General features: G+C 70.4%; 25 protein-coding genes, 1 other RNA gene and 1 pseudogene. 18 read left to right on the forward strand and 9 right to left on the reverse strand.

Annotated features, from left to right (window positions below; genetic code table 11):
• Positions 1 to 9 precede the first annotated feature (9 nt).
• From ON30_RS08785 to ON30_RS08810, 6 genes are all read left to right on the forward strand, one after another.
• On the forward strand, positions 10 to 1,344 hold the full coding sequence (locus ON30_RS08785; RefSeq protein ID WP_051029099.1) for a PucR family transcriptional regulator: 1,335 nt from the start codon (positions 10 to 12) through the stop codon (positions 1,342 to 1,344).
• Between the two features lie 128 nt (positions 1,345 to 1,472).
• Positions 1,473 to 2,387, forward strand: coding sequence for an ACP S-malonyltransferase (locus ON30_RS08790; RefSeq protein ID WP_040705693.1), 915 nt, complete (start codon positions 1,473 to 1,475; stop codon positions 2,385 to 2,387).
• Between the two features lie 119 nt (positions 2,388 to 2,506).
• The gene (acpM, locus tag ON30_RS08795; protein WP_040705694.1) at positions 2,507 to 2,806 is read left to right on the forward strand and encodes a meromycolate extension acyl carrier protein AcpM; all 300 of its coding nucleotides are present in this window, start codon (positions 2,507 to 2,509) and stop codon (positions 2,804 to 2,806) included.
• 10 nt (positions 2,807 to 2,816) lie between these two features.
• On the forward strand, positions 2,817 to 4,067 hold the full coding sequence (locus tag ON30_RS08800; protein ID WP_040705695.1) for a KasA/KasB family beta-ketoacyl-ACP synthase: 1,251 nt from the start codon (positions 2,817 to 2,819) through the stop codon (positions 4,065 to 4,067).
• A 111-nt stretch (positions 4,068 to 4,178) separates the two neighbouring features.
• Complete coding sequence (locus ON30_RS08805) at positions 4,179 to 5,612, forward strand: acyl-CoA carboxylase subunit beta (RefSeq protein ID WP_040705696.1); 1,434 nt, start codon at positions 4,179 to 4,181, stop codon at positions 5,610 to 5,612.
• A 74-nt stretch (positions 5,613 to 5,686) separates the two neighbouring features.
• Positions 5,687 to 6,151, forward strand: a complete 465-nt coding sequence (locus tag ON30_RS08810) for a winged helix-turn-helix transcriptional regulator (protein WP_040705697.1) — start codon at positions 5,687 to 5,689, stop codon at positions 6,149 to 6,151.
• Between the two features lie 10 nt (positions 6,152 to 6,161).
• Here ON30_RS08810 and ON30_RS08815 read toward each other — a convergent pair whose 3' ends face one another.
• Entirely contained in the window at positions 6,162 to 6,845 is a 684-nt protein-coding gene (locus tag ON30_RS08815; protein WP_040705698.1) for a nitroreductase, read from the reverse strand.
• 180 nt (positions 6,846 to 7,025) lie between these two features.
• Between ON30_RS08815 and ON30_RS42230 the strand changes: the two are divergent.
• Positions 7,026 to 7,646, forward strand: a pseudogene (locus tag ON30_RS42230) (Eco57I restriction-modification methylase domain-containing protein); the annotation flags it as partial.
• 1,053 nt (positions 7,647 to 8,699) lie between these two features.
• On the opposite strand, the gene ON30_RS37250 reads toward ON30_RS42230, so the two are convergent.
• The 3 genes from ON30_RS37250 to ON30_RS08835 all read right to left on the reverse strand — a co-directional run bounded on the left by ON30_RS37250 (position 8,700) and on the right by ON30_RS08835 (position 10,385).
• Positions 8,700 to 9,323 carry a TetR/AcrR family transcriptional regulator gene (locus tag ON30_RS37250; protein WP_169334894.1) on the reverse strand — a complete coding sequence of 208 codons (624 nt, stop codon included), beginning with the start codon at positions 9,321 to 9,323 and terminating at the stop codon, positions 8,700 to 8,702.
• 175 nt (positions 9,324 to 9,498) lie between these two features.
• On the reverse strand, positions 9,499 to 9,663 hold the full coding sequence (locus ON30_RS08830; RefSeq protein ID WP_245553979.1) for a hypothetical protein: 165 nt from the start codon (positions 9,661 to 9,663) through the stop codon (positions 9,499 to 9,501).
• Between the two features lie 206 nt (positions 9,664 to 9,869).
• Positions 9,870 to 10,385 carry a gamma carbonic anhydrase family protein gene (locus ON30_RS08835; RefSeq protein WP_040705701.1) on the reverse strand — a complete coding sequence of 172 codons (516 nt, stop codon included), beginning with the start codon at positions 10,383 to 10,385 and terminating at the stop codon, positions 9,870 to 9,872.
• A 159-nt stretch (positions 10,386 to 10,544) separates the two neighbouring features.
• On the opposite strand from ON30_RS08835, the gene ald reads away from it, so the two are divergent.
• The gene (ald, locus tag ON30_RS08840; RefSeq protein WP_040705750.1) at positions 10,545 to 11,648 is read left to right on the forward strand and encodes an alanine dehydrogenase; all 1,104 of its coding nucleotides are present in this window, start codon (positions 10,545 to 10,547) and stop codon (positions 11,646 to 11,648) included.
• A 164-nt stretch (positions 11,649 to 11,812) separates the two neighbouring features.
• On the opposite strand, the gene sigJ is transcribed toward ald, so the two are convergent.
• A complete protein-coding gene (gene sigJ, locus ON30_RS08845) occupies positions 11,813 to 12,757 on the reverse strand; it encodes an RNA polymerase sigma factor SigJ (protein ID WP_051029106.1) in 945 nt (314 codons plus the stop codon).
• Positions 12,758 to 12,987: 230 nt separating this feature from the next.
• Here sigJ and ON30_RS08850 point away from each other — a divergent pair, with 230 nt between their 5' ends.
• A complete protein-coding gene (locus tag ON30_RS08850; RefSeq protein ID WP_051029100.1) occupies positions 12,988 to 13,899 on the forward strand; it encodes a cobalamin biosynthesis protein in 912 nt (303 codons plus the stop codon).
• A gap of 91 nt (positions 13,900 to 13,990) precedes the next feature.
• Here the strand turns inward: ON30_RS08850 and ON30_RS08855 are convergent, their stop codons facing one another.
• On the reverse strand, positions 13,991 to 14,854 hold the full coding sequence (locus ON30_RS08855; protein ID WP_040705703.1) for an SURF1 family cytochrome oxidase biogenesis protein: 864 nt from the start codon (positions 14,852 to 14,854) through the stop codon (positions 13,991 to 13,993).
• Positions 14,854 to 15,345, reverse strand: a complete 492-nt coding sequence (locus ON30_RS08860; protein WP_040705704.1) for a low molecular weight protein-tyrosine-phosphatase — start codon at positions 15,343 to 15,345, stop codon at positions 14,854 to 14,856. The genes ON30_RS08855 and ON30_RS08860 overlap by 1 nt, the downstream gene beginning before the upstream one ends.
• A gap of 340 nt (positions 15,346 to 15,685) precedes the next feature.
• Between ON30_RS08860 and cobC the strand changes: the two genes are divergently transcribed.
• From cobC to ON30_RS08895, 7 genes are all read left to right on the forward strand, one after another.
• Positions 15,686 to 16,720: an Rv2231c family histidinol phosphate aminotransferase CobC gene (cobC, locus tag ON30_RS08865; protein WP_040705705.1), complete on the forward strand. Its 1,035-nt coding sequence runs from the start codon at positions 15,686 to 15,688 to the stop codon at positions 16,718 to 16,720.
• Positions 16,721 to 16,853: 133 nt separating this feature from the next.
• Positions 16,854 to 17,978, forward strand: coding sequence for a Nif3-like dinuclear metal center hexameric protein (locus tag ON30_RS08870; RefSeq protein WP_040705706.1), 1,125 nt, complete (start codon positions 16,854 to 16,856; stop codon positions 17,976 to 17,978).
• Between the two features lie 70 nt (positions 17,979 to 18,048).
• The gene (locus ON30_RS08875) at positions 18,049 to 18,615 is read left to right on the forward strand and encodes a hypothetical protein (protein WP_051029101.1); all 567 of its coding nucleotides are present in this window, start codon (positions 18,049 to 18,051) and stop codon (positions 18,613 to 18,615) included.
• An 86-nt stretch (positions 18,616 to 18,701) separates the two neighbouring features.
• The gene (locus tag ON30_RS08880; protein ID WP_040705753.1) at positions 18,702 to 19,346 is read left to right on the forward strand and encodes a hypothetical protein; all 645 of its coding nucleotides are present in this window, start codon (positions 18,702 to 18,704) and stop codon (positions 19,344 to 19,346) included.
• A 96-nt stretch (positions 19,347 to 19,442) separates the two neighbouring features.
• Positions 19,443 to 20,180, forward strand: a complete 738-nt coding sequence (locus tag ON30_RS08885) for a zinc ribbon domain-containing protein (protein WP_040705707.1) — start codon at positions 19,443 to 19,445, stop codon at positions 20,178 to 20,180.
• A 25-nt stretch (positions 20,181 to 20,205) separates the two neighbouring features.
• Positions 20,206 to 21,489, forward strand: coding sequence for a bifunctional RNase H/acid phosphatase (locus ON30_RS08890; RefSeq protein WP_040705708.1), 1,284 nt, complete (start codon positions 20,206 to 20,208; stop codon positions 21,487 to 21,489).
• 115 nt (positions 21,490 to 21,604) lie between these two features.
• Entirely contained in the window at positions 21,605 to 22,309 is a 705-nt protein-coding gene (locus tag ON30_RS08895) for a S1 family peptidase (RefSeq protein ID WP_040705709.1), read from the forward strand.
• Between the two features lie 61 nt (positions 22,310 to 22,370).
• Here ON30_RS08895 and ON30_RS08900 read toward each other — a convergent pair whose 3' ends face one another.
• The gene (locus ON30_RS08900) at positions 22,371 to 23,258 is read right to left on the reverse strand and encodes an alpha/beta hydrolase (protein WP_040705710.1); all 888 of its coding nucleotides are present in this window, start codon (positions 23,256 to 23,258) and stop codon (positions 22,371 to 22,373) included.
• A 75-nt stretch (positions 23,259 to 23,333) separates the two neighbouring features.
• On the opposite strand from ON30_RS08900, the gene rnpB reads away from it, so the two are divergent.
• Positions 23,334 to 23,756, forward strand: an RNA gene (gene rnpB, locus ON30_RS36015) — RNase P RNA component class A.
• Positions 23,757 to 23,817: 61 nt separating this feature from the next.
• On the opposite strand, the gene ON30_RS38380 is transcribed toward rnpB, so the two are convergent.
• A complete protein-coding gene (locus tag ON30_RS38380) occupies positions 23,818 to 24,204 on the reverse strand; it encodes a hypothetical protein (RefSeq protein ID WP_040705711.1) in 387 nt (128 codons plus the stop codon).
• 333 nt (positions 24,205 to 24,537) lie between these two features.
• Here ON30_RS38380 and ON30_RS08910 point away from each other — a divergent pair, with 333 nt between their 5' ends.
• A complete protein-coding gene (locus ON30_RS08910) occupies positions 24,538 to 24,966 on the forward strand; it encodes a hypothetical protein (protein WP_245553980.1) in 429 nt (142 codons plus the stop codon).
• Positions 24,967 to 24,968: the final 2 nt, after the last annotated feature.

The following is a 24,968-nucleotide window of genomic DNA, read 5'->3' on the forward strand; positions in this document are numbered from 1 at the left end:
GACTATTGGATGGTGGATCGTAAACCGCCGCGGCCTCGTCGGATCTCCGAAGGCTCCTCCGAGCACGAGGTGTATCTGCCGACCGGCGCGCTCTCCCCGAACCGGCAGACCCGTGACCCGCTTCCGGACACGCTGCTCAAGCGTGTGAAGCAGTTCTCGGGCCGACTGTCCACCGAGGCGGTCGGGTCGATGCAGGATCGGTTGCCGTTCTTCGCCGATCTGGACGCCGCCCAGCGGGCCGGCGTCCAGATGCTGGTGCAGACCGCGGTGGTGAACTTCCTGGAGTGGCTCCAGGACCCCGACAGCGATATCCGCTTCAGCCTGGACGCGTTCCAGGTCATCCCGCAGGACCTGGCGCGGCGGCTCACGCTGCGCCAGACCGTGGACATGGTCCGCGTGGCCATGGAGTTCTTCGAGCAGTGGCTGCCCGCGCTGGCGCGCAACGACCGGCAGTTGGTGGCGCTCACCGAGGCGGTGCTGCGATACGGGCGCGAGCTCGGGTTCGCGGCCGCCTCGGTGTACGCCAGCGCCGCGGAATCGCGCGGCGCGTGGGACACCAGGCTCGAGGCCCTGGTGGTCGACGCCGTGGTGCGCGGTGACACCGGCCCGGACATGCTCTCCCGGGCGGCGACCCTGAACTGGGACGCCACCGCCCCCGCCACCGTCCTGGTGGGCACCCCGCCCGGCGATCAGGGCGTGTCGATGGTGGGCGCGGTGCACACGATCGCCGCCCGGCACGGCCGCGCCGCCCTCGCGGTGGTGCAGGGGGCGCGACTGGTGATGGTGGTCAGCGGCAACCTCGGCGAGAGCGCCTTCGTCGCGCCGTTCCTGGCCGATCTGCTCAACGAGGTCTTCTCCGACGGGCCGGTGGTGATCGGGCCCACCACCCGCACATTGGGCGCCGCGCACGCCAGCGCGGTGGAGGCGCTGGCGGGGATGGAGGCCGTGGTGGGGTGGCGAGGTGCGCCGCGCCCGGTCCATGCGGCAGAATTGCTGCCCGAACGCGCGCTGCTCGGCGATCGAGCTGCGATCGACGCGCTGAACGAGTACCTTGTTCTCCCGTTGACGGCGGCCGGTTCGGCCCTCGCGGACACCCTCGACGCCTATCTGGATTGCGGCGGGGCGGTGGAGACCTGTGCGCGTCAGCTGTACGTCCATCCAAATACGGTGCGGTACCGCTTGAAGCGGATCGGCGAGATCACGGGCCGTGATCCGATGAATCCGCGGGACGCCTACGTGCTCCGTATCGCGTCGACAGTGGGTCGTCTGACACGAACTCGTAACGAATCGTCAACATCCGCCTCAGAACTCCCACATGTCCCCGTGGGTTCGGAGGGGATGTAACGCCGACGGGGAATCGGTCGATCGGGACAACCCACATGGGCTTTTGTGGGACCCCCACAAAACCCGTCTCCAAGCTTCATCGGCGTCGACATCTCGCCCGGCGGCCCTCACAGTGTTTTCTTAAGGGCGTGATCGCGTTGTTCGCCCCAGGACAGGGGTCCCAGACACCCGGCATGCTCGCGCCTTGGCTCGACCTTCCCGGCGCGAAAGAACGCCTCGCCCTCTGGTCGAAGGCCGCGGGCCTCGACCTCGTTCGTCTCGGCACCACGGCGACGGCCGAAGAGATCGTCGACACGGCCGTCACCCAGCCGCTGGTGGTCGCCGCCGCGCTGCTGGCGTACGCGGAAACCGAGCCGAATTCACTTCCGGCGGCTACCATCGTCGCCGGGCACTCGGTCGGTGAGTTCGCCGCCGCTGCCGTCGCCGGAGTTCTCTCCGCCGACGACGCGGTGCGATTGGCCGCTCTCCGCGGCGCGGAGATGGCCAAGGCGTGCGCGCTGGAGCCGACCGGAATGTCCGCCGTACTCGGCGGTGATGAGGCCGCCGTACTCGAACGGCTCGCGGAACTCGATCTGGTTCCCGCCAACCGCAACGCGGTGGGGCAGATCGTGGCCGCGGGCAAGCTCGAGGCCCTGGCGGAACTGGCGGCCGCGCCGCCGGAGAAAGCGCGTGTGCGCGCGCTTCCCGTCGCGGGCGCTTTCCACACCGCGTTCATGGCCCCGGCCCAGGACGCGGTGGCCGAAGCCATCGGCGCGATCACCCCGAACGAGCCCGACCGGACCCTGCTGTCGAACTTCGACGGTCAGCCGGTCACCTCGGGTCGGGACGCGATCGACAAGCTCGCGGCGCAGGTCACCCGGCCCGTCCGATGGGATCTGTGCACCGAGACCGTCCGCGCCGCGGCGGTGTCGGCGGTGGCGGAGTTGCCACCGGCGGGAACCCTGGTCGGCATCGCCAAGCGGGAACTGAAGGGCACGCCGACGCTGGCCCTGAAAACCCCCGAAGACCTCCCCGCGTTGGCCGGACTGCTCACTTCCGGCTAGCTTTCCTCCGCGACGGTGCGGCGGAATCCGCACGGTCGCGGCGGGGTCGTGGTAACCATCCACGGCCCCGATCCGAAAACAACAAAAGCCCTACACAGTAACAAGAAGGGAGCCACAACGTGGCCGCTCTGACCCAGGAACAAATCGTCGAGGAGCTCGGCAAGATCATCGAAGAGGTGACGGGCATCGAGCCGTCCGAGGTGACGATCGAGAAGTCCTTCGTCGATGACCTGGACATCGACTCGCTGTCCATGGTCGAGATCGCGGTGCAGACCGAGGACAAGTACGGCGTGAAGATCCCGGACGAGGATCTGGCGAGCCTGAAGACGGTCGGCGACGCTGTCTCCTACATCCAGAAGCTCGAGGCGGAGAACAGCGAAGCCGCCGCGGAGCTCAAGGCCAAGTTCGACGCCGAGTAGGGCCGAAACAGTGACCACTCCTTCCACCAAGAACGGGAATTTCCCCAACGTCGTCGTAACAAGCCTGGCGGCGACCACGTCGATCGCGGGTGACGTCGATGCGACGTGGAAGGGACTCCTCAACGGCGAGAGCGGTATCGACGTTCTCGAGGATTCCTTCGTCGAGGAATACGACCTTCCGGTCCGCATCGGCGGTCACCTGAAGGTTCGGCCGGACACCCTGCTCAGCCGGGTCGAATGTCGGCGTATGGCCTATGTCGAGCAGCTCGCGACCATCCTCGGTCGCGAGGTCTGGCGCAACGCGGGCAGCCCCGAGGTCGATCCGGACCGACTGGGTGTGGCCATCGGCACCGGGCTCGGCGGCGGCGACGCCCTGATCGACTCGGTCGACAAGCTGAAGAACGGCGGCTATCGCAAGATCTCGCCGCTGGCTGTTCAGATGGTCATGCCGAACGGTCCTTCGGCCGTCGTCGGTCTCGAACTGAAGGCCAGGGCGGGAGTGGTCACTCCGGTCTCGGCATGCTCATCCGGCTCCGAGGCTATCGCCAACGCGTGGCGGATGATCGTGATGGGTGACGCCGACATCGTCGTCACCGGCGGTGTCGAGGGCTTCATCGACTCCGTGCCGATCGCGGCGTTCTCGATGATGCGTGCGATGAGCACCCGCAACGAGGATCCGCGCGGCGCTTCGCGTCCGTTCGACTCCGATCGGGACGGATTCGTCTTCGGCGAGGCAGGCGCGCTCATGGTCATCGAGACCGAGGAGCACGCCAAGGCGCGCGGTGCGCACATCCACGCACGCCTGCTGGGTGCGGGCATCACCTCCGACGGCTACCACCTGGTCGCTCCCGACCCCGAGGGCACCGGCGCGGCACGCGCCATGACCCGGGCGATGCAGACCGCGGGACTGTCGGCCAAGGACATCACCCACATCAACGCGCACGCGACCGCCACCCCCATCGGCGATATCGCCGAGGCGCGGGCGATCACCAAGGCCGTGGGCAACCACGCCTCGGTCTACGCGCCGAAGTCGGCGCTGGGCCACTCGATCGGCGCGGTCGGCGCGCTCGAGTCGGTGCTCACCGTGCTCAGCATCCGGGACGGCATCGTCCCGCCGACGCTGAACCTGGAGAACCAGGATCCCGACATCGATCTCGACGTGGTGCACGGCGAAGCCCGTCGCCAGGAGATCGAGTACGCGATCAACAACTCCTTCGGTTTCGGTGGGCACAACGTGGCGCTCGCCTTCGGTCGCGCGTAGTCGCTCGACCGCCTGCACGACGAACCCGGCGGGGGCCGGTCAACGGCCCCCGCCGGTGTTGTTTTCCGGCCGCGGTTCGGCGGCCCACATTCTTTCTGAGGAGAATTCGCGATGACAATCGTGGCTCCCGCGTTTTCGCAGGAAACGGAGCTGGATCCGCGGGATCCGCTGGGCAGGCTCCAGCGGTTCTTCGATCCCGGCACCGTGCTTCCGCTGCATCCGCGTGACAAGTCCGGTGTTCTGGCCGCAATCGGCGAGGTCGACGGTGTGCGCACCGTGGCCTACTGCTCCGATGCCACCGTGATGGGCGGGGCGATGGGCGTGGAGGGCTGCAAGCACATCGTCGACGCCATCGACACCGCCATCGAGTCGCGCGTGCCCGTGGTCGGGATCTGGCATTCCGGCGGGGCGCGGCTGGCCGAGGGCGTGGAGGCCCTCGACGCGGTGGGCCGGGTGTTCGAGGCCATGGTGCGCGCGTCGGGTCTGGTGCCGCAGTTGTCGGTGGTGCTCGGCTTCGCGGCGGGCGGCGCGGCCTACGGTCCCGCGCTGACCGATATCGTGATCATGGCCCCCGAGGGCCGGGTCTTCGTGACCGGACCCGACGTGGTCCGCAGCGTCACCGGCGAGCAGGTCGACATGGCCACTCTCGGCGGCCCGGAGACCCACGGAAAGAAGTCCGGTGTGGCCCACGTCGTGGCCGACAGCGAATCCGATGCCATGCACCGCGCCCGCAGGCTGGTGTCGATGTTCGCCGAACAAGGCGAATTCGATCTGCTGGCCGCCGAGCACGGCGACGTCGATCTGAAGGCGATGCTGCCGGAGTCGGCCAAGCGCGCCTACGACGTGAAGCCGATCGTGCACGAGTTGCTCGACAACGTCGACGGTGAGTCGACCTTCGAGGAATTGCAGGGCGGTTACGCGCGCAGCATGGTGACCGGTCTGGGTCGCCTGGGCGGGCGCACGGTCGGTGTGTTGGCCAACAATCCGCTGCGGCTGGGCGGCTGCCTGAATTCGCAGAGCGCGGAGAAGGCGGCGCGTTTCGTGCGGTTGTGCGACGCGTTCGGTATCCCGCTCATCGTGGTCACCGACGTGCCCGGTTACCTGCCCGGCGTGGGTCAGGAGTGGGACGGCGTGGTGCGGCGTGGCGCGAAACTGCTGCACGCTTTCGCCGAGGCCAGGGTGCCGCGGGTGACCCTGGTGACCAGGAAGATCTACGGCGGCGCCTACATCGCGATGAACGCCAGGTCGCTGGGCGCGACCGCGGTGTTCGCGTGGCCCGGTTCCGAGGTCGCGGTGATGGGTGCGAAGGCGGCCGTCGGCATCCTGCACAAGAAGGCGCTCGCGGCGGCGCCGGAACACGAGCGCGAGGCGTTGCACGAGCGGTTGACCGTCGAGCACGAGAAGATCGCGGGCGGCGTGGAGCGCGCGGTGGCGATCGGTGTGGTCGATCAGGTGATCGACCCGGCCAAGACCCGCAGCACGATCGCGGCCGCGCTGGCGGCGGCCCCGTCGCGGCCCAGCCACCACAAGAACATCCCGCTGTGAACTGAGTTCCGCGGTGCCGGGCCCCGGGCGGAATTCGCCCGGGGCCCGGTCGCGTGGCTGGGTAGCATCGGGGGATGCGTTACGAGGATCTAGCCGACGAGCCGTGTTCGATCACGCGTCCGTTGGTGATCCTGGGGGACCGCTGGACGTTGGTGATCCTGAAGTACTGCTTCGCGGGGGTGCGGCGGTTCAACGCCTTCCAGCACGTGCTGGGGATCTCGCGCGGCCGATTGCAGGACCGGCTGGATCGGTTGATCGAGCACGGCATCCTGGTGAAGCAGAAGGCCGCGGTCGGCGCGCACGAGGAGTATCGGCTGACCCGCAAGGGCCACGACCTGTATCCGATCCTGATGGCGATCCGGGAGTGGGGCGACGCCTACATGGCTCCCGAGGGGCCGCCCGTGGAGTACCGGCATCGGGACTGCGCGGGTTCGGCGCGTGCGCGCCTGGACTGTGACTGCTGCGGCGCGGAATTGACCGCGCGCGAGGTGGAGCCCCGACCGGGGCCGGGGTTACTCGCGCGCGAGTCGGTCTCCTAGCCCGCCCGATTCAGTCGACGTGCCAGGTGGCGACCTGGTCGAGTTCGGCACGCGCGGTGCGGAATCCGTTGACCGGGTGGTCGGTGTCGGGGTAGCCGAAGGAGATGGCGGCCACGACCTTGCGCTGTTCGGGCAGGCCGAACCAGTCGCGCAGGAACGGGGCGTAGGAGGCCAGTGCGGCCTGCGGCGCCGCGCCGAGTCCCAGGCTCTGCGCGGCCAGCAGGAAGGTACCGATGTAGAGGCCGCAGTCGACCGCGCCGTAGACGCCGAGGTCGGCTTCGCTGGTGACGATCGCGACGTGCGGTGCGTCGAACAACTCGAAATTGCGCAGCGCCTGACGCATGGTGCCCGCGTTGTCGCCTTTGACGATGCCGACGGAATCGTAGAGTTGCAGCCCGCATTCGCGGCGGCGGTCGCGGAAGACGCCGTCGTAGCGGGCCGGGAAGGGGTAGTCCGGGGCGGGGGTGGCGGTGGGAACGTGGTCGAGCAGCGCTTTGCGGAACCGGTCGGTGCCCGCGCCTTCGGTGATCGCGACCTGCCAGGGCTGGGTGTTGCACCAGGAGGGGGTGCGCTGGGCCAGGCGCAACAGGGTCTCGATGGTCGCGCGCGGCACCTGGTCGGGGGTGAACTGTCGGCAGGTCCAGCGCTGGTCGAGCAGGTCGTCCAGGGTTTGCGCGGTCTCGGTGCTGCTCATCGTTCGCCCTTCGAGTTCGGTTCTATTTCGAGACCGAATACTAGCCGCGGCGGTGCCGTCGCGGAACCACCGACGCGAGAACGGCGGTCCCGCGCGAGCGTCGTCCGACCCCGGAATCGCGGGCGCGCGGCGAAACGCAAAAGCCCGTGGGCGGGTCGGCGGGCCGGCAGAATCCGAGCCATGGGGTCCCCGACCCAGGTGCTGCGCGCGGCCCGCAAGCGACACGGCAGGCACTACACGCCGCCGGTGCTCGCCCGTTTCCTCGCGCGACGCCTGTTGGCGCAACTGCCGCGACCGGACTTATCCGGCACCCTGCGTGTCCTGGATCCCGCCTGCGGCGACGGTGAGTTGCTGTTGTCCCTGCATCGCGAGGTGAGCGCCCGCTTCCCGGGAGTGCGGGTGGAACCGACCGGATTCGACCTCGACGAGACCGCCCTCGCGGTGGCGCGTGGCCGGGCCGAACAGGCGGGGATCGAGGTGGACTGGCACGCGGGGGATTTCCTGGCCGAAGCGCGATCGTTGCCCGACAACGGTTTCGACGCCATCATCACCAACCCGCCCTACGTCCGCACCCAACAGTTGGGCGGGGCCACGGCCCGACTGCTCGCCGAACAGTTCGGTCTGCGTGGCCGGATCGATCTGACGCACCCTTTCGTAGCCGTCGCGCCGCGGTTGCTGCGCCCCGGCGGCACACTCGGCCTGCTGTGCGCCAACCGCTTTCTCACCACCCGCGCCGGCGCGAACATCCGCGCCATCCTGCACGACGAACTCGCCCCCGTCGAACTCTACGATCTCGGCGACACCCGCCTGTTCGAGGCGGCGGTGCTGCCCGCGATCACCATCGCCACGCGCACCGACGCCCGACCGGAGTGCCGATTCGTCTCCGCCTACGAGATCCCCGGCGCGGCGGCGGAGGTTCCCGGCGGTGACCTGTTCGAGGCCCTCACCGGCGCGACGGAGAGGCGGGTCGCGCACAACGGGCGGATCTTCGCCGTCGAGGTCGGCAGGCTCTGGAGCGCGGGCGCGAGCGTGCCGCGCCGGTCCGAGGACACCTGGCGGATGTCCAATCCGACGGTCGACACATGGTTGGCCGGGGTGGCGGCGGGCACTTGGCGGACCTTCGGCGACGTCGCGCGCATCCGCGTGGGGATCAAGACGACCGCCGACCGGGTCTTCATCTCCGACCGCTGGGACCAGATGCGCCCGAGCCCGGAACCCGAACTGCTGCTGGACCTGATCACCCATCACGATCTCGCGCCGTGGCGGATCACCCGCGCCCGCGACACCAGGGTGCTCTATCCCTACGACACCGGCGCGATCCGGCGCAAACCCGTCGACCTGGCCGAATTCCCCGGCGCGGCAGCCTATCTGGACGAGCACCGGCCGACGCTGGAAGGGCGACGCTACGTCCTGGACAGCGGTCGGGACTGGTTCGAGATCTGGGTGCCGCAGCGCCCGCACCTGTGGCGGGCGCCCAAACTGGTGTTCCCGGACATCAGCGAACGTCCGCGTTTCGCGCTGGACCGGTCCGGGGCGGTGGTCAACGGCGACTGCTATTGGATCTCGCTAGCCGACCTGGACGGCGACCGCTTGGCCCACCTGCTGATGGGGGTGGCGAATTCGGCGCTGGGACTGCGCTATTACGACGCGGTCTGCGGCAACCGCCTCTACGCGGGGCGACGGCGGTGGATCACCCAGTACGTGTCGCGACTACCGCTGCCCGATCCGAGCACGCCCGCCGCGGCCCGGATCGTCGCCCTGGTGGCCGAAGTGATGGAAGGGCGCGCGCCGGACGCGGCGACCGCCGCCGAACTCGACGACCTGGTGGCCGCCGCGTTCGGGGTGCAACCCGTGTCAGCGCACCCCGTCGCGGACCGCGACCATGGGCAGCAGGATGTTGCGGGCGAATTCGCGACCGGCGGCGACGTCGTCCAAGGGGATGAGCCCATCGGGGGTCAGCGCCAGCGACATCGCCAGACGGGCCATGACCTCGGCGACCAGATCGGCGTCGAAGGTGTCGTCCTCGGCGCGCAGTTCGCGTAGTTTCTCGGCGAGGTAGGTGCGGCCGACGGCCAGGATCGGCCCCGCCTCGGTGGTCAGGCGCGGCAGGATCAGGTCGGGTTCGGTGCGCAGCAGTCTGCGCAGCAGTTCGTTGCTCGCCATCGAGGCGATGAAGGCGACGAAGATCTCGACCAGTTGATCCTCGGTGCTCTCGTGGGTCTGCACCCGCTTGTCGATCTCGGCGACGAAGCGCTGGGCCTCCCGCAGGCTGACCGCCTCGACCAGATCGTTCTTGGACTCGAAGCGTCGGTACAGGGTGGCGGGGCTGATGCCGGCGCGGCGCGCGATCTCGCCCATGCTGGTGCGCTTGATGCCGAAGTCCAGGAACGCCGACAGGGCGCTCTCGAGGAGTTTCTTCTCACCGTCGCTGACGGGATTGTCCAGGATCCGCTGGAGCATGGACGGGACGGTGGGCATCGGGTCTCCAGTCGGTCGGGTGGGCCTGCGTTCGTGGGATGGATCGTGAGAAGCCATTATTCCATCGCCGAACGCCGTTCCGGCCCCGGTCCGCTGATTCGATGAGTGAAAGGCGTATGAACCTTCTCACTTTGTCGGCCCCCGGCGGGGTGCGTATCGCCGAGGGAATGGGGAACTACCGGTGGGGAAGATCCAGATCGGCCATTTCCCGCTCGATCGCGTTGGCCGCGAAATCCACCCCGCGGGAACGCAATTCGTGGACGCGACGCCGCAGCGCCTCGATACCGCCGGGCTGGGCCGCGATATCCGCCACGCTGAGCCGCCGCGTGGGCCGGTGCATACTCGAATTCCTGTACGACACCGTGGTACCTCCTGCCTGCGCGCAACGCCACGCCACCCCCGGGACGGGCTCGCCGCGGCACGAACGCTGCCGAGGCAACGCGAGCGCTGGACGATAACGTCTCGGCAAGAGCCTCCGGGACGCCGGGCACGCAGGCGAAATCGTATCAGCCCGCTTACCTGGACGTTTGTTCAGTGTGCTGTGTATCACACGGCTGTGGCGTCCCGGTGCACCGACAGGCTGTGCACGTAGACCGCCGCGTTCAAGCGGATTCCGTCCACCTCCGCCTCGCCCAACTCCCGACGCACCTTGCCCGGAACACCCGCCACCAGCGAACCCGGCGGGATCTGCGCCCCCTCGGGAATCAGCGCGTTGGCCGCGATCAGGCTGCCCGCGCCGATCACCGCGCCGTTGAGCACCGTGGCGCCCATGCCGACCAGCACATCGTCACCGATGGTGCAGCCGTGCAGAATCGCGTTGTGTCCCACCGAGACACCCGTGCCCACCGTCAACGGTTTGCCCGGATCGGCGTGCAGCACACAACCGTCCTGGATGTTGGTCCGCGCGCCGATCACGATGTTCTCGATATCGGCGCGCACCACCGCGCCGTACCAGATGCCGACCTCCTCGCCCAGACTCGCGCGCCCGATCACGGTGGCCGTGGGGGCGATCCATGCGCTCTCGGCGACTTGCGGCGCGACTCCGCCGATCTCGATCATCATGGGCACCAACTTAGCCCTGCGTCATGTGCGCCGACTTAGCCCTGCGTCATGTGCGCCGACTCGGCCCTGCGTCATGTGCGCCGACTCAGCCCGCGCCCCGATGCCTCGGGCGGGCGCGCCGTCGTGGCGAACGCCGCCGGGGTGGACGACGATGGCGGTATGAGGATCGGAGTTCCACGGGAGGTCAAAGAGCAGGAGTTCCGGGTCGCGCTCACTCCCGCGGGCGCGGGGGAACTGGTGCGGCGCGGACACGAAGTGCTGGTGGAGGTCGACGCGGGCCGGGGCTCTGCGTTCGCCGACGACGACTACGCGGCCGCGGGCGCGCGACTCGTCCCGCTCGCCGACCAGGTCTGGGCCGAGGCCGACCTGGTGCTCAAGGTCAAGGAACCCGTCGCCGCCGAATATCACCGGATGCGCGCCGGGCAGGTGCTGTTCACCTACCTGCACTTGGCCGCCTCGCGCGCCTGCACCGAGGCCGTACTCGACTCGGGCATCACCGCCATCGCCTACGAGACCGTGCGCGCCGCCGACGGATCGCTGCCGCTGCTCGCGCCGATGAGCGAGGTCGCGGGCAAGCTCGGCCCCCAGGTCGGGGCCTACCACCTGATGGCGCCACTCGGCGGCGGCGGTGTGCTGCTCGGCGGCGTGCCGGGAGTGCGACCCGCCGACGTGGTCGTCCTCGGCGGCGGAGTCGCGGGCGCCAGCGCCGCCACCGTCGCTGTCGGCATGGGCGCGCGCGTCACCGTGCTCGACACCGATCCGCAGCGCCTGCGCGAACTCGACGCCCGCTACCGAGGACGCCTGGTGACCCTGACCTCCACCGCCGCCGAGATCGAGCGCGCCGTCACCGCCGCCGATCTCGTCATCGGATCGGTACTGGTCCCCGGCGCGCGCGCCCCGAAACTGGTCTCCCTGGACCTGGTCGAACGGATGCGGCCGGGATCGGTGCTGGTCGACATCGCCATCGACCAAGGCGGCTGCTTCGAGGGCTCCCATCCCACCACGCACGCCGAACCCACCTTCCCCGTGGCGAATTCGCTGTACTACTGCGTGGCGAACATGCCCGGCGCGGTCCCGCACACCTCCACCCTCGCGTTGACCAGCGCGACGCTGCCCTACGTGCTCGCCATCGCCGCGGACGGGTGGCGGGCGGCCTGCGCGCGCCACCCCGACCTCGCGCACGGGCTCACCGCCGACGCGGGGCGGTTGCTGTCGGCGCAGGTCGCCGCCGCGCACGGTCTGGAGGTCGCGGCGGCGGAGTGAGGGGGCCGCTCGGGCCATGCTTGACGCCAACGCCGATTCGCCGGAGCCGTGAGGTCAGCGTCCGCGCCGTGCACGACCGATGGCCCGATGAGACATGACCAGGCCGTGCCCTCCCGAGGTGCTCGGGAGGGCGTCGATCCGGCGGCGGAAGGGGTGCCGGGCGGTCAGGATTCGCCGTTGAGGTACCAGTCCGGCTCGCCCTCGATCGGCAGGTCGCGGAGCTTGTCCGGATTGCGGACGACGTTGATCGCGACGATGCGGCCCGCGTCGACCGTGAAATCGAACACGCCCGCGTGCACGCCGTCGAACACGATCAGGCCCGGCCTGCCGTTGACCAGCACCGCGCGCCCCCACCCGGTGCGCGCCGTGGGCGTCCCGTACCAGCCGAGCAGGACCTTGGCGATGAGTTCCGCGCCGCGCATCGGCCTGCGCACCGCGGGAACCTTGCCGCCGCCGTCGGCGGTGAACACCACATCGGCGTCCAGGACGTTCAGTAGCGCGCCCAGATCACCCGAACGCCAGGCCAAGGCGAAGGCCGAGACCACCTTCGACTGCTCGTCCGGGGAAGCGGGGAAACGCGGGGTGCCGTCCTCGACGCGCTTGCGGGCGCGCGAGGCCAGTTGGCGCACCGCCGCCGGGGTGCGGCCGACGACTTCGGCGACCTCGGGTCCGCTCATGCCGAACACGTCCTGGAGCACGAAGGCGGTGCGTTCGGCGGGCGAAAGCGATTCCAGCACCACCAGCAACGCCGTGGTGACCCGCTCGTCCTGGGTGACCCGATCGGCCGGATCCTCGGCCGAACTCACCTCCGGTTCCGGTAGCCACTCGCCGACGTACTGTTCGCGGCGGGCGCGCGCCGAGCCCAGCGAATCCAGCGCGAGCCTGCCGGTCACGGTGGTCAGCCAGGCGCGCAGGTTGTCGATCTCCCCGGCCCGGCCCTGTTCGCGCATGCGGTCCAGACGCAGCCACGCGTCCTGCACGACGTCGTCGGCGTCGGCGAGACTGCCGAGCGTGCTGTAGGCGAGACGGCGCAGGTAGGGGCGGTGCTCCTCGAAGCGGCGGGCCAGGTCGGCGGTGTCGGGGGAGTCCGCGGGCCGGTCGGAGGTCATGGCGTTCACCGTTCGGTCGTGCCGCCCGCGCCGGGGCCGCTTGGTTTCGGTCGTCGCACGGTAGACGACGCGGGTTCGTCGACTGTGACATCGGCTCGTCAGGTACTACCGCCGGTCACCCGTGCACATTCCCGGCGTGATCGCCGGGGCCGAGACGAGGTCTGTCGACGGGCGGTCGTCTGTGCGGGCAGGGGTGGTGCGTTCGCTACTCTCGCCCGGTGACGAAGGGGATGTCGACCGCGGTCGGACTGTTGCTCGGCTTCGCGCTCGACCGGGTGCTGGGCGATCCGCGGCGAGGTCATCCGGTGGCCGGGTTCGGGTCGGCCGCCCTCGCGCTGGAGCGGCGGACCTACGCCGACCGGCGTGGTGCCGGGGTCGCGCACGAGGTGCTCGCGGTGGGTTCGGTGGTCGCGGTGGGGATGCTCGCGCGGCGCGGCGGGACGATCGCCGTCGCGGCGGCGACCTGGACGGTTCTGGGCGGCCACACCCTGGCCGAGGTCGGCAGGCGGATGGCCGACGCGCTCGAAGCCGGTGACGTGGACGCCGCCCGCGCGCTGCTGCCGTCGCTGTGCGGTCGCGACCCGGAGGTGCTAGACGCCGACGGACTCGCCCGCGCCGCCCTCGAATCCCTCGCCGAGAACACCTCCGACGCCACCGTCGCGCCGCTGGTGTGGGGCGCTCTCGCCGGCGTGCCGGGGCTGCTCGGCTACCGCGCGATCAACACCCTCGACGCGATGATCGGCTACCGGAACGAACGCTACGAGCGCTTCGGTTGGGCCGCCGCCCGCACCGACGACGTCGCCAACCTGCTCCCCGCCCGCCTCACCGGTTCGCTGACCGTGGCTCTCGCGCCGCTGGTCGGCGGCAGCCCCGCCGACGCGCTGCGGGCCTGGCGACGCGACGCCGCCGCCCACCCCAGCCCCAATGCGGGCGTGGTCGAAGCGAGCATGGCCGGGGCGCTCGGGGTTCGACTCGGCGGGCGCACCGACTACCGGCACGGCGTCGAGATGCGACCCGTCCTCGGTGAGGGCCCCGCCCCGACCGTCCCCGATCTCCGCCGCGCGGTGCGCCTGTCGGAGGCCGTCCAAGCGGCGGCGGTACTGGTCACCGCGCTCGCGGCCCTCGTTATCAGGCGGCGCTGAGACAGCGGTGCCGGTGCGTGTCCCGGCGGCAGTTCCGCCGCTGTCGAGTGCGGAGTCTCCGTAGCGGAGCGGTCGCTTCGCTGGGGGCTCGTCAGGAGCGGTCGCGGCCGTAGCGGTCGGCCAGTCGGGATTCGGGGGTGGCGGGGGGAGTCGTGGCCGGGTCTCGGGGTTCGCCCGTGGCGCCGGGTTCGGCCGTGGTCCGCTCGCGGCGGCGTTCGCGGAGTTCGGCGAAGACGAAGTAACCCAGGCCGAGTGGGGCCATGACGCCGAACGCGAGCCATTGCAGGCCGTAGGACAGGTAGGGGCCCGCGTCGAGTTGGGGGAGCGGGGTGGGGGTGAACGCGCCGGGTTGGCCTTCGGCGAGTTGCAGGTAGCCGCCGCCGTCGCCCACGGGGATGCTGGTGAGCGGGATGCCGAGGACGGTCATGGCCTGGGTGGTGTCGATCGAGTAGACCTGCCGGAAGCCGTCCTCGTTCACCGGTTCGCGGCCGGGCGTGACGCCTTCGGACATCCGGACGCGGCCTTCGAGGCGTTGCGTGCCCCCGGGCGGGTCGGCGACGGCGGGCGGGCGCGCGGTGCCCTCGACGCCGGCGACCATGCCGCGGTCGACCAGCAGGATGTGCCCGTCGGCGGTCTTGAACGCGGCCAGGACCGCGTACCCCGGAGCGCCGTCGAGGTGACGCAACCGGACCAGCAAGGTCGAGTTCGGCACGTAAGTGCCCTCGGCGGTGACCCGACGCCACTCGGTCTCGCGGTCCGAGCCGTTCAGCACGCTCAGGATGTCGACCGGTTCGGCGCGCACGGAATCGGCGATCGCCTGGTTGCGGTGCTCGGTGCGGTTGTTCTTGCCCAACTGCCAGGGGGCCAGCACCGTGAAACACAGGTAGGCGAACGCGATCACCACCGCGGCCAGGATCAGCCAGCTCGGGCGCAGCAGGAAGCCGAGTCGACGCATCAGCGCGCTCCCCGCACGGCCAGGGCGTCGCGGACCCAGTCCAGCAGGCCCGGCATCGACGCCTCGATCTGGGCGCGGACCCGCTCGAAATCGGTGCTGTCGCCGTAGTAGGGGTCGGGGACGTCCGGGCCGTCCGCGGCAGGGTCGAAACTGCGCAGCAAACGCCTGCGCTCGGCGGGCACGCCCAGGCTCGCCAGTTCGCGGTCGTGGCCCCGGTCCAGCGCGATCAGCAGATCGGCGGCGTGGTGGTCGGGTCCGACGACGGCGGCGACGTGACCGACGGGATAGCCGTAGCGGCGCAGGGTGGCGGTGGTGCGCGGGTCGGCGTCCGAGCCGACGTGCCAGTCACCGGTGCCCGCGCTGCTCACCCGCACCCGCTCGGCGAGGCCCTCCTCGTCGAGTCGGTGCGCGAAGATCTTCTCGGCCATCGGCGATCGGCAGATGTTGCCGGTACAGACGAACGATATGTGCAGCTCACCCACGACAGCCATTCTGGCCGGTCGGTCCTTCGCACCGTCACATCGGGTGCACCTTCCCCGCCGCGTCGCGGGCTCCGCCGTCGCTGTCCGTGCCGCGGTGCGCAATCGGGCGTTCGGTCTCGGGAGGGCATGCGAGCGCCGTGCGCGTGTGAGGGCGGACGCTCGCTGGGCTGTGCTGGGCTGTGCAGGGCCGTGAAGGCTGGGCCGTGGAGGGCTGGGCCGTGGAGGGCTGGGCTGTGCAGGGCTGGGCTGTGCAGGGTTGAGCTGTGCAGGGTTGAGCTGTGGAGGGCCGGGCTGTGCAGGGTTGAGCCGTGGAGGCAGTGCGTCGTATCGCCCCGTAGGGTGGTCGATCGTGTTCCCGGAGACCGTCGACCTCGCCGCCTTGCGCCATCACGGTGACGTGGAGGTGGGGGCGGGGATGCTGGATTTCGCGGTGAACGTGCAGGGGGACGGGCCGCCCGCGTGGTTGCGGGCGCGGTTGGCGGCGTGCCTGGACTCGTTGGGGCGGTATCCGGCGGCCGAGGCGGAACGGGACGCGCGCGAGGCGGTGGCGGCCCGGCACGGACGTGCCCCCGAGGAGGTGCTGTTGCTGGCAGGGGCCGCCGAAGGGTTCGCGATGCTGCCTCGGCTGGGTTCGCGCGCGGCGGCGGTGATCCATCCGTCCTTCACCGAACCGGAGTTGGCGTTGCGGGAGGCGGGGGTGCCGGTCACGCGGGTCGTGCTGGAACCGCCGTACGCGCTCGACCCGTCCGCTGTTCCCGACACCGCCGATCTGGTGGTCCTCGGCAATCCGACGAATCCGACGTCGGTGCTGCACCCTGCGGAGACCGTGCGGGCGTTGCGCCGCCCGGGCCGGATCGTGGTGGTCGACGAAGCCTTCGCCGACGCCACCGTGGACGAACCCGAATCGGTGGCCGCCGACACCGCCGACGACGTGCTGGTGCTGCGCAGCCTCACCAAGACCTGGGCGTTGGCCGGACTGCGCTGCGGATACGCGCTGGGTGCTCCTGACCTGCTCGCGCGCCTCGCGCACGGCCGCCCGCACTGGCCGCTGGGCGCGCTGCAAGTGGAAGCCGTCGCCGCGACGGCGAGTCCGGCGGCGGTCGCCGAATCCCGTGCCCGCGCCGTCGCGATCGCCGCCGACCGGACCGCCATGATCGAGCGTCTGACCGCGATCGGCGTCGAGGTTCACACCCCCGCGCACGGCCCGTTCCTGCTGCTGCGGGTGGCCGACGGTGAGACCGTGCGCGCGAAGTTGGCCGCCGACGGGGTCGCCGTGCGCCGCGCCGACACCTTCCCCGGTCTGAGCCCCGACCACCTACGCGTCGCGGTGCGCGGCCAGGCCGAGGTCGATCAGTTGGTCGCCGCGCTGCGCGCCTGCCGGTAGGCATCGACTCACACGACTGCCTCGACAGGATTGCCGCGCGCGGTCCGATGCCCACCGCGTCGAGCCCTCGCACGCGGCACGGGGCCTGATGCGGGAGGATCGGGTGGGGGTGTGCGGAGCGAGGGAGAGGCGAATGGTGACGTCGCTGGCGGAAGTGATCGAGGTGCTGGACGCGGCCTATCCACCGAAGCTGGCGGAGTCGTGGGATTCGGTGGGTCTGGTCTGCGGGGATCCGGACGACGAGGTGAGCCGGGTGCTGTTCGCCGTCGACGCGACGGCGCGGGTGGTCGAGGAGGCGATCGACTGGCGGGCGCAGGCCCTGGTCGTGCACCATCCGCTGTTGTTGCGCGGGGTGGATTCGGTGGCGGCGGATACGCCCAAGGGCGCGTTGGTGCACCGGTTGATCCGCTCGGGCTGCGCGCTGTTCACGGCGCACACCAACGCCGATTCGGCCGATCCCGGGGTGTCGGACGCGCTGGCCGGGGAGTTGGGTCTCACCGTGACGGGGCCGATCGACCCGAAACCGACGGCCGCGGTGGACAACTGGAGTGTCCAAGTGCCGCGGACGCACACCGAGCAGGTCCTGGCCGCGCTGTTCGCCGCGGGCGCGGGCGCGGACCGGCACTACCGCGACTGCGCGCTGCGGATTCCCGCCGTCGGCCAGTTCCGGCCGGTGCCCGGCGCGACGCCGGCGATCGGCACGGTCGGTGACCTGACCAGCGTCGAGGAGGACCGGATCGAGGTCGTCGCCCCGCCCTCGGCGCGCACGGCGGTGCGGGCGGCGCTGCTGGCCGCACACCCGTACGAGGTCCCCGCCTATCACGTCAGCGAGCGCGCGCCGCTGCCGTCCGGGCTCGGCCTCGGCCGGGTCGGGACGCTGGCGCGGCCGGAGACGTTGCGCGAGTTCACCGTCCGGGTGCGCGAGGCCCTGCCCCGCACCGCGTGGGGCGTGCGGGCGGCGGGCGAGGCGAACCGGATGATCGAGACGGTGGCGGTCTGCGGCGGCGCGGGCGATTCGTATCTGGGCGCGGTCGCGCGCCTGGGGGTGGACGCCTACGTCACCTCGGATCTGCGCCATCACCCCGTCGACGAACACCTGCGCGCGGGCGGTCCGGCACTCATCGACGCGGCGCACTGGGCCACCGAATACCCGTGGTGCCGTCAGGCCGAGGCGCTGGTGCGCCGCGCCCTGCCCGGACTGGACACCAGGGTGTCGACGCTGCGCACCGATCCGTGGACGCTCGGCGGACTCGGGTGAGCGCGTCCGACGCGCGCGGCGGGCCCGGGCGGTCGAAGATGGTGGCCACACTCCGGGAAGGCGGGACCAGATGGATCCGACGGCACACGACGACGCGGCGACGGGTATCGCCGCGATCCTGAACCAGTGGTCCGGGCAACTCGCCGGCGACCACACCGGCTACCTGCACCACGCGATCCGAGTGGTGCGCGTCGCCGACCTGCTGCACCTGCGCGCGGGCGGCGCGGACGAGGATCTGCCCAGCGGCCGCCCGGAGTTCGTGGTGGCCGCGGCCTTCCACGACCTGGGCATCTGGAGCGACGGCACCTGGGACTACCTGCCGCCCTCGGTCGCCCGCGCGCGGCAGTGGCTGGTCGACACCGGCCACGAGGAACGGATCCCGCTGGTCACCACCATGATCGACGAGCACCACAAGCTGCGCTCGGCCGGTGACCCGCTCTCGGCGGTGGAACTGTTCCGCAAGGCCGACGCGGTCGACTTCAGCGTCGGCGCGGTGAGTTTCGGTCTGCCGCGCCGCGAGTACCGCGCGTTGCGCCGCGAGTTCCCGGAGGCCGGTTTCCATCGGACGCTGGTGCGGGTCGCGTCCCGGAATCTGCTGCGGCATCCGCTGCGGCCTGCCCCGATGGTGAAGTTCTAGCCGCGGAATCGGTTTCGTCGCGCGTGTTGCCGGTGTGTCGCGATTTCGAGTCGAATCGAATCGGGCGAACCGGGTACAACTACCCCATGAACTACCCGGTGAGCTTCGGGTTCGTGCAGATCGGTCTGATTCTGCTGATCCTGATCGCGGTGGCGCTGCTGATCTCGGCGCTGGTGAAGGTACGCAAAGTGGGACCGCGTGTCCTGATCGGCCGCGGGGCGGGTGGTCTGGTCCTGCTGATCGTGGCGATCGGACTGCTGTGGATCGCCACCCTGATGCAGACCTACCTGGGCCTGAGCGGGGAGATCAAGGCGGCCCACGTCGTGGTCCGCGAGGTCGGCGGGCAGGATCACCAACTCGAGGCCGAACTCACCCTCTTCGACGACGAAGGCGGCGTGGAGAGCAAGAAGAACTACCAGGTCCAAGGCGATCTGTGGGTGTTGCAGGCCAATATCGTCGAACTGGAACCGTGGGTGAACGCGCTCGGGTTCCACTCCGGCTACCGGGTCACCCGCCTGTATGGGCAGCGCCTGGACGGCGTCGCGACCACCCAGAACCACATCTTCGTCAACGGCGAGGACCGCGACTTCTTCGACGACATGCGCGAGGGCCGCTGGTTCACCGAACCGTTCGTCCGCTCCGCCTACGGCAACGCCGTCATCTCCACCCCCGGTGAATACGACGTCTTCATCTCCCGCGACGCCATCAAGACGCGGGCGGCGGGCGGCTAGTCCGGCACGGTCGCGGGGTAGGCTCGATGGCCGGTGTCCGCGCCCTTCGCGGTGCGGCCTGCCCATCCGTCCACAGCGTTCAGGAGTCTCCCCGCGTTGAATGTCGAACCACCGATCCAGGCCAAGCTGCTCCAGCTCGCCGGCGTCGACGCCGAGCTGACGCGGATCGCGCATCGCCGCACCGTACTTCCCGAACAGCAGGAGGTCGCGCGGCTCGAGGCCGAGCGCAACGCGCACAAGGACGCCGCGGTGGGCGTGCAGATCCAGCTCGACGACCTCGATCGCGACATCAAGAAACTCGAGGGCGAGGTCGACGCGGTCCGCAAACGCGAGGAGCGCGACCGGGGGATGCTCACCGCGGGGACGGTCAACGCCAAGCAGCTCACCGAACTGCAACACGAACTCGGCAGTCTGGAGCGGCGGCGCGCGGTGCTCGAGGACGAACTGCTCGAGGTGATGGAACGCCGCGAGGCGGGCGCGGCCGACTACGACCGGGCGGGCGCCCTGCTCAGCAACACCGAACGGGAACTGGCCGACGCCGAACGCCTGCGCGGTGAGGCGGTCGCCGATCTGGACGTCGCGCAGAACCGCTGCGACACCGACCGCGCGAAACTGCTCGAGCTGTTCCCCGGCGAACTGCTGGCCGTCTACGACCGTCAGCGCGCCGCGCACGGTGTCGGCGCGGCGCTGTTGCAGGCCCGCCGCTGCGGCGCGTGCCGGATCGAACTCGATCGCGGCGAGATCGCCCGGATCGCCAAGACCGCGCCCGACGCGGTCGTCCGCTGTCCCGAATGCGGTGCGATCCTGGTGCGCACCAAGGAGTCGGGCCTGTGACCGGTTCGCGGAACTGAGCGGGCGCATGGGAGTCGAGCACGTCATCGTCGAAGCCGACGGCGGTTCGCGCGGCAATCCGGGGCCCGCCGGGTACGGTGCGGTCGTCTTCGCCGACGACCACACCGCCGTGCTGGCCGAACGGCGCGAATTCCTCGGCGTCGCGACCAACAACGTCGCCGAATACCGCGGCCTGATCGCCGGTCTGGAGGCCGCCGCCGAACTCGGCGCGCGCACGGTGGCGGTCCGGATGGATTCCAAGCTGGTCGTCGAGCAGATGTCGGGCCGCTGGAAGGTCAAGCACGCGGCCATGATCCCGCTGGCCGAGCGCGCCCGCCGCCTGGTCGCCGACTTCGACCGGGTCACCTTCACCTGGATCCCGCGAGCGCAGAACTCGCACGCCGACCGCCTCGCCAACGAGGCCATGGACGACGCGCACGTGGTCGCCGAGGTGCGCGAGGCCGCGAAGCCCTCCCAGCGCGCCGACCCGGCCCGGGATGCCGCTGACCAGGCCCGCAGCGCCGGGCGTGGCGCGACGGCCACCGGAGCCGAGACGGCATCGATTCCCCGCGAACACGCCGCCGACTCGTCCACCGCGAGCAACGGATCGGCTGCCGGGAACCGGGCCGGTACCGGCGTGGTCGCCGCTCCGCCGTCGGGCGCGCCCGGGTGGACGGGTGCGCTGGGTCGTCCCACCAGGTTGCTGTTGCTGCGGCACGGGCAGACCGAGATGTCGGTGCACCGCCGGTATTCCGGGCGCGGGAATCCGCCGCTGACCGATCTCGGGTGCGAGCAGGCGGCCCGCGCGGCCGCGATGTTGGCGGGCAAGGGCGATATCGCGGCGGTGGTGAGTTCGCCGCTGGGGCGGACCAGGCAGACGGCGCAGGCCGTCGCGGACGCGCTCGGCGCCGAGGTGCGGGTGCTCGACGGTCTCATCGAGACCGATTTCGGCGAGTGGGAGGGGCTGACCTTCGCCGAGGCGTCGGCCCGCGACCCGGAACTGCACGCGCGCTGGCTCGCCGATTCGTCGGTGCCCGCGCCGGGCGGGGAGAGTTTCGACGCGGTGCGCGAACGGGTGGAGGCCGTGCGCCGCGACCTGATCGGCCTGTATCCGGCGGCGAATGTCGTGGTGGTCAGCCACGTGACCCCGATCAAGACGCTGTTGCAGTTGGCGCTGGGGGTGGGACCGTCACTGCTGTACCGGTTGCACCTGGATCTGGCCTCGCTCTCGATCGCGGAGTTCTACCCGGACGGCGGTTCCTCGGTGCGACTGGTCAACGAGACCTCCTTCTTGGACCGCGCGATAGTGTGATTCCCGCACCGGGGTCCGGCGCGGCCTTGTAGATTGCGACGGCGGTCGGCGCGACGGTGTCGTGCGACCGGATCTCGGTGTCGGCCGGTGTCTTTCGAGAAGGAGCGTTTCTGCTGTGAGGTTCAGAGGGACGGCGGCCGCGGCGGCCGTCGTCGCGTGTGTCGGCGCGGCGGTGGCGGGTGGCGCGCAGGCTGCGCCTGCCAAGGTCGTGCTCGGCGGGAGTTCGGGCATCGTCTTCGACAACAATTCCGCGTGCTCGCTGACGGCGATCGGCTACGACGGCGGTGGCCGCCTGGTCGGGCTGACGGCGGGGCATTGCGCGCCCACCGGGGCTCGTCTGGGGGCCGAGAACGCCCTGGGGGCGGGCGCGGTCGGCACGGTCGCGTTCTCCGACAACGGGGAGACGTTGGATTTCGCTGTCCTGCAATTCGATCCGGAGAAGGTCGACCCGGTGCGCAGTGTCGGCGCCACGACCATCACCGGCGTCGGCGCGCCGCCCGGACCGGGCACCACCGTGTGCTCCAACGGCCGCACCAGCGGACCGGGCTGCGGTGTGGTGTGGGGCAACCTGGACGATTCGGTGACGATCAACCAGGCGTGCTCCAAGCCGGGTGACTCGGGTGGTCCGGTGACGGTCGGCGACAAGTTGGTCGGCATGAACCAGGGCAGGCTGACCGGCCTGGCGGGTATCGGGTTCGATCTGCCGTGCGCGGATGCCGCGAATCCGATCCATTCGCCCGCGTTCTTCGCCCCGATCGATCTGATCCTGGCGGCCATCGACGCCAAGGGCGGTGTCGGGGCGGGGTTCCGCCCGTTCTGATCGATGTGTCGAGAACCCCCGCGTGCCTGTCACGGTGCGCGGGGGTTTCGCGTCGGTGAGGTTACGGGCGCAGCACCGAGACCAGGAATTCGGTCTGGTCGTAGACGGCCTGCTCGAACACGTCGTCGAAGTACAGGTCGAAGTGGCCGACCGGATAGCGTTTGACCACCGCGTGTTTGGTGCGTTCGGCCGCGCGCAGCGTCGGCGCGGGCGGTGCGATGGTGTCGTTGTCCGCGACCGCGTAGAACACCGGCATCTTCAAGGTCTTGGCGCGACGTCCCGGTGCGTCGAAGAACGCCGGGAACGCGATGCGCGCGGCCACTTTCGGCTCCCAGCTCTCGCTCTCCTCGGCGAGCCTGCCGTACCCCGAGGGCACGTCGGGGGCGCTCATCAACGCGGCGGCCCGTTTGCGTCCGGCGAGCTTGATGCGCACCGGTTTCCGGCGCAGCGGCCCCACCAGCAGGTCGGTGGCCGCCAGGGTGACCACTTTGGTCAGGCTGATCGGCCCTTTGGCCATCCCCGAGGCCCAGCCGCTGGTGAAGGGCACCTGGGCCACCACCGCGGCGATGTAGTCGTCCTCGGGCGCGACGGTGAGCACGTGGCCGCCGCTGAACGAGGTGCCCCACAACGCGATCCGGGTCTTGTCGATTCCGCGCAGGGTGCGCGCGAAGGCGATGGCGTTGCGCCAGTCCTCGCGCTGCCGGGCTATGTGCAGCAGTTGCCGCGGATTGCCCTGGCTGGCGCCGAAGTGGCGGTAGTCGAATATCAGCACAGCCATTCCCGCCGCCGCGAATCGCCGTGCGTACCTGTCCAATCCCATCTCCCGCGTTCCCCCCAGACCATGACCCATCACCACCAGGGGACGGGGCTTGGGGACGCCGTCGGGAGGATACAACCACGCCGCGCACTGCTCCCCGCCCGACGTGAAACCGACCTCGACACGCTCCATGGGAATTCACCGTACTGGGTTCGCCACCCGCGTGCCGATCCGTGGTGGGGTGATCACGTACGCTGGTTGCGCGGATGAGCCGGCCGGGCGACCGCGGCGACGGGAACGGGCACTTCGGTGCCGCCGCCCGCCGTCGAGGAAAGTCCGGACTCCACAGAGCAGGGCGGTTGCTAACGGCAACCCGGGGTGACCCGCGGGACAGTGCCACAGAGAACAGACCGCCCACGATCGCGCACCTCGGTGCCGGTCGTGCGGTGAGGGTGAAACGGTGCGGTAAGAGCGCACCAGCGCCCCGGGTGACCGGGGCGGCTAGGTAAACCCCGCCCGGAGCAAGGTCGAAGGTCGCACCTCGCGGTGCGACTGCGCGGGTGTTCGAGGGCTGCTCGCCCGAGCCCGCGGGTGGACCGCTCGAGGTACCCGGCGACGGTGTGCCCAGATGGATGGTCGCCACCCGGTCTCGACCGGGGACAGGATCCGGCTTACAGGCCGGCTCGTCCGCCCTGTCCCGAGCCGTCGGGGTCGCTCGCCACGCGGCGAGCGACCGGTCGGTCGGCGGCGATCAGCCGCACATCAGCCGCGCCATCTGGTAGATGGCCTGGGCCTCCTCCTTCGACGCCTGCTTGTCGCCGTTCTTCGTGGCGCTGATGACGGTCGCGACAGCGGCGTCCTCGGACTTGCCCGCCTTGATGTCGGTGCAGGTCTTGCTCAGGATCTCGCTGATCTGGACGTCGGTCCGGCCCTGGGCCAGCGCGGGGAAGGCGCTCTTGTAGCTGACGACGAAGGTGCCCGCCTTGGTGCTGTCCACGACCTGGGCCAGCGAGGAGGCGGCCGCGGTCGCGGAGGAGGACGCGGCGGTGGAGGAATCGGTGGAGTCGTCACCGCATCCGGTGAGGAGCAGGGCGAACGCGGTGGCGGTTGCCGCCAGGGCGGCGGTAGTTCTGATCACGGAGCGGGATGCTAGCGGTACCTGACGAAAGTCGCCTCCCGTCAGGTTAACGGGAGGCGACCGGCGTGTGGACCGAAACTGTGAGGTCAGGCCGGGTCGATCAGGAATACCTGCGCCCAGTAAGCGGCCTGCTCCGGGCCGACCAGAGGAATCAGGTAGTCGTAGATGATCGAGGACATCAGTGCGGTACTCCCAATTGTCGACGTACGCGGGTTGTGTTCGGAATCGCGGGAAGACGGATCTCCCGGCCCGCCGGGGAACCGTAGCAGCCGGGCGCGGCGCGCCGAAGTCCGGCGGGTCGGAGGCCGAATCGGATCCGCACTGGCCCCGATCGTGATCGACGTCATAGAGTGTTCGCCGTTGGCTAAGGCCCGTCGCCGGGCAGCGCGGGCCTTTCGTACTTCGATCGCGGAAGCAGGTCTCAACTCTATGCGGGTAGTTCGTTCATTGGTCGCCGGCGCTCTCATCGCCGGGGCCGCATCGGTTTTCGCCGCCTTCGGCGCCGGGTCCGCCGGCGCGGTCGCGGTGACTCCGCTGCCGGGTGGTGTTCAGGTCGACCTGAGCCCCTCCGACACCCGGTTCGTCGATCAGACCAACCTCGGTCTGGTCATCGCCGGTCTGCCGCATCCCTCGGCGGCCTCCTTCGGCCAGGCCCTGGATTCGGCGGCGGCTCTGTCCTCGACGTATCCGGCGGGGCGGGTCACCTTCACCGTCTTCGGTCCGTTCAACGAGCTGAACGGCACGATGCTGGCGCTGCAGTAGTT

The sequence above is a fragment of the Nocardia takedensis NBRC 100417 genome (assembly GCF_000308695.1).
Classification (GTDB): Bacteria; Actinomycetota; Actinomycetes; order Mycobacteriales; family Mycobacteriaceae; genus Nocardia; species Nocardia takedensis.

Excerpts from the sequence above, each read along its gene's own strand:
- ON30_RS08805 (WP_040705696.1), top strand. The coding sequence starts at position 4,179 with ATGACAATCGTGGCTCCCGCGTTTTCGCAGGAAACGGAGCTGGATCCG.
- ON30_RS08815 (WP_040705698.1), bottom strand. The coding sequence starts at position 6,845 with ATGAGCAGCACCGAGACCGCGCAAACCCTGGACGACCTGCTCGACCAG.
- ON30_RS08890 (WP_040705708.1), top strand. The coding sequence starts at position 20,206 with ATGGGAGTCGAGCACGTCATCGTCGAAGCCGACGGCGGTTCGCGCGGC.
- ald (WP_040705750.1), top strand. The coding sequence starts at position 10,545 with ATGAGGATCGGAGTTCCACGGGAGGTCAAAGAGCAGGAGTTCCGGGTC.
- ON30_RS37250 (WP_169334894.1), bottom strand. The coding sequence starts at position 9,323 with ATGCCCACCGTCCCGTCCATGCTCCAGCGGATCCTGGACAATCCCGTC.
- ON30_RS08900 (WP_040705710.1), bottom strand. The coding sequence starts at position 23,258 with ATGGAGCGTGTCGAGGTCGGTTTCACGTCGGGCGGGGAGCAGTGCGCG.
- ON30_RS08870 (WP_040705706.1), top strand. The coding sequence starts at position 16,854 with ATGGTGACGTCGCTGGCGGAAGTGATCGAGGTGCTGGACGCGGCCTAT.
- ON30_RS08850 (WP_051029100.1), top strand. The coding sequence starts at position 12,988 with ATGTCGACCGCGGTCGGACTGTTGCTCGGCTTCGCGCTCGACCGGGTG.
- ON30_RS08810 (WP_040705697.1), top strand. The coding sequence starts at position 5,687 with ATGCGTTACGAGGATCTAGCCGACGAGCCGTGTTCGATCACGCGTCCG.
- ON30_RS08785 (WP_051029099.1), top strand. The coding sequence starts at position 10 with ATGGTGGATCGTAAACCGCCGCGGCCTCGTCGGATCTCCGAAGGCTCC.
- ON30_RS08835 (WP_040705701.1), bottom strand. The coding sequence starts at position 10,385 with ATGATGATCGAGATCGGCGGAGTCGCGCCGCAAGTCGCCGAGAGCGCA.
- ON30_RS08880 (WP_040705753.1), top strand. The coding sequence starts at position 18,702 with ATGAACTACCCGGTGAGCTTCGGGTTCGTGCAGATCGGTCTGATTCTG.
- ON30_RS08830 (WP_245553979.1), bottom strand. The coding sequence starts at position 9,663 with ATGCACCGGCCCACGCGGCGGCTCAGCGTGGCGGATATCGCGGCCCAG.
- sigJ (WP_051029106.1), bottom strand. The coding sequence starts at position 12,757 with ATGACCTCCGACCGGCCCGCGGACTCCCCCGACACCGCCGACCTGGCC.
- ON30_RS08855 (WP_040705703.1), bottom strand. The coding sequence starts at position 14,854 with ATGCGTCGACTCGGCTTCCTGCTGCGCCCGAGCTGGCTGATCCTGGCC.
- ON30_RS08875 (WP_051029101.1), top strand. The coding sequence starts at position 18,049 with ATGGATCCGACGGCACACGACGACGCGGCGACGGGTATCGCCGCGATC.
- ON30_RS08860 (WP_040705704.1), bottom strand. The coding sequence starts at position 15,345 with ATGGCTGTCGTGGGTGAGCTGCACATATCGTTCGTCTGTACCGGCAAC.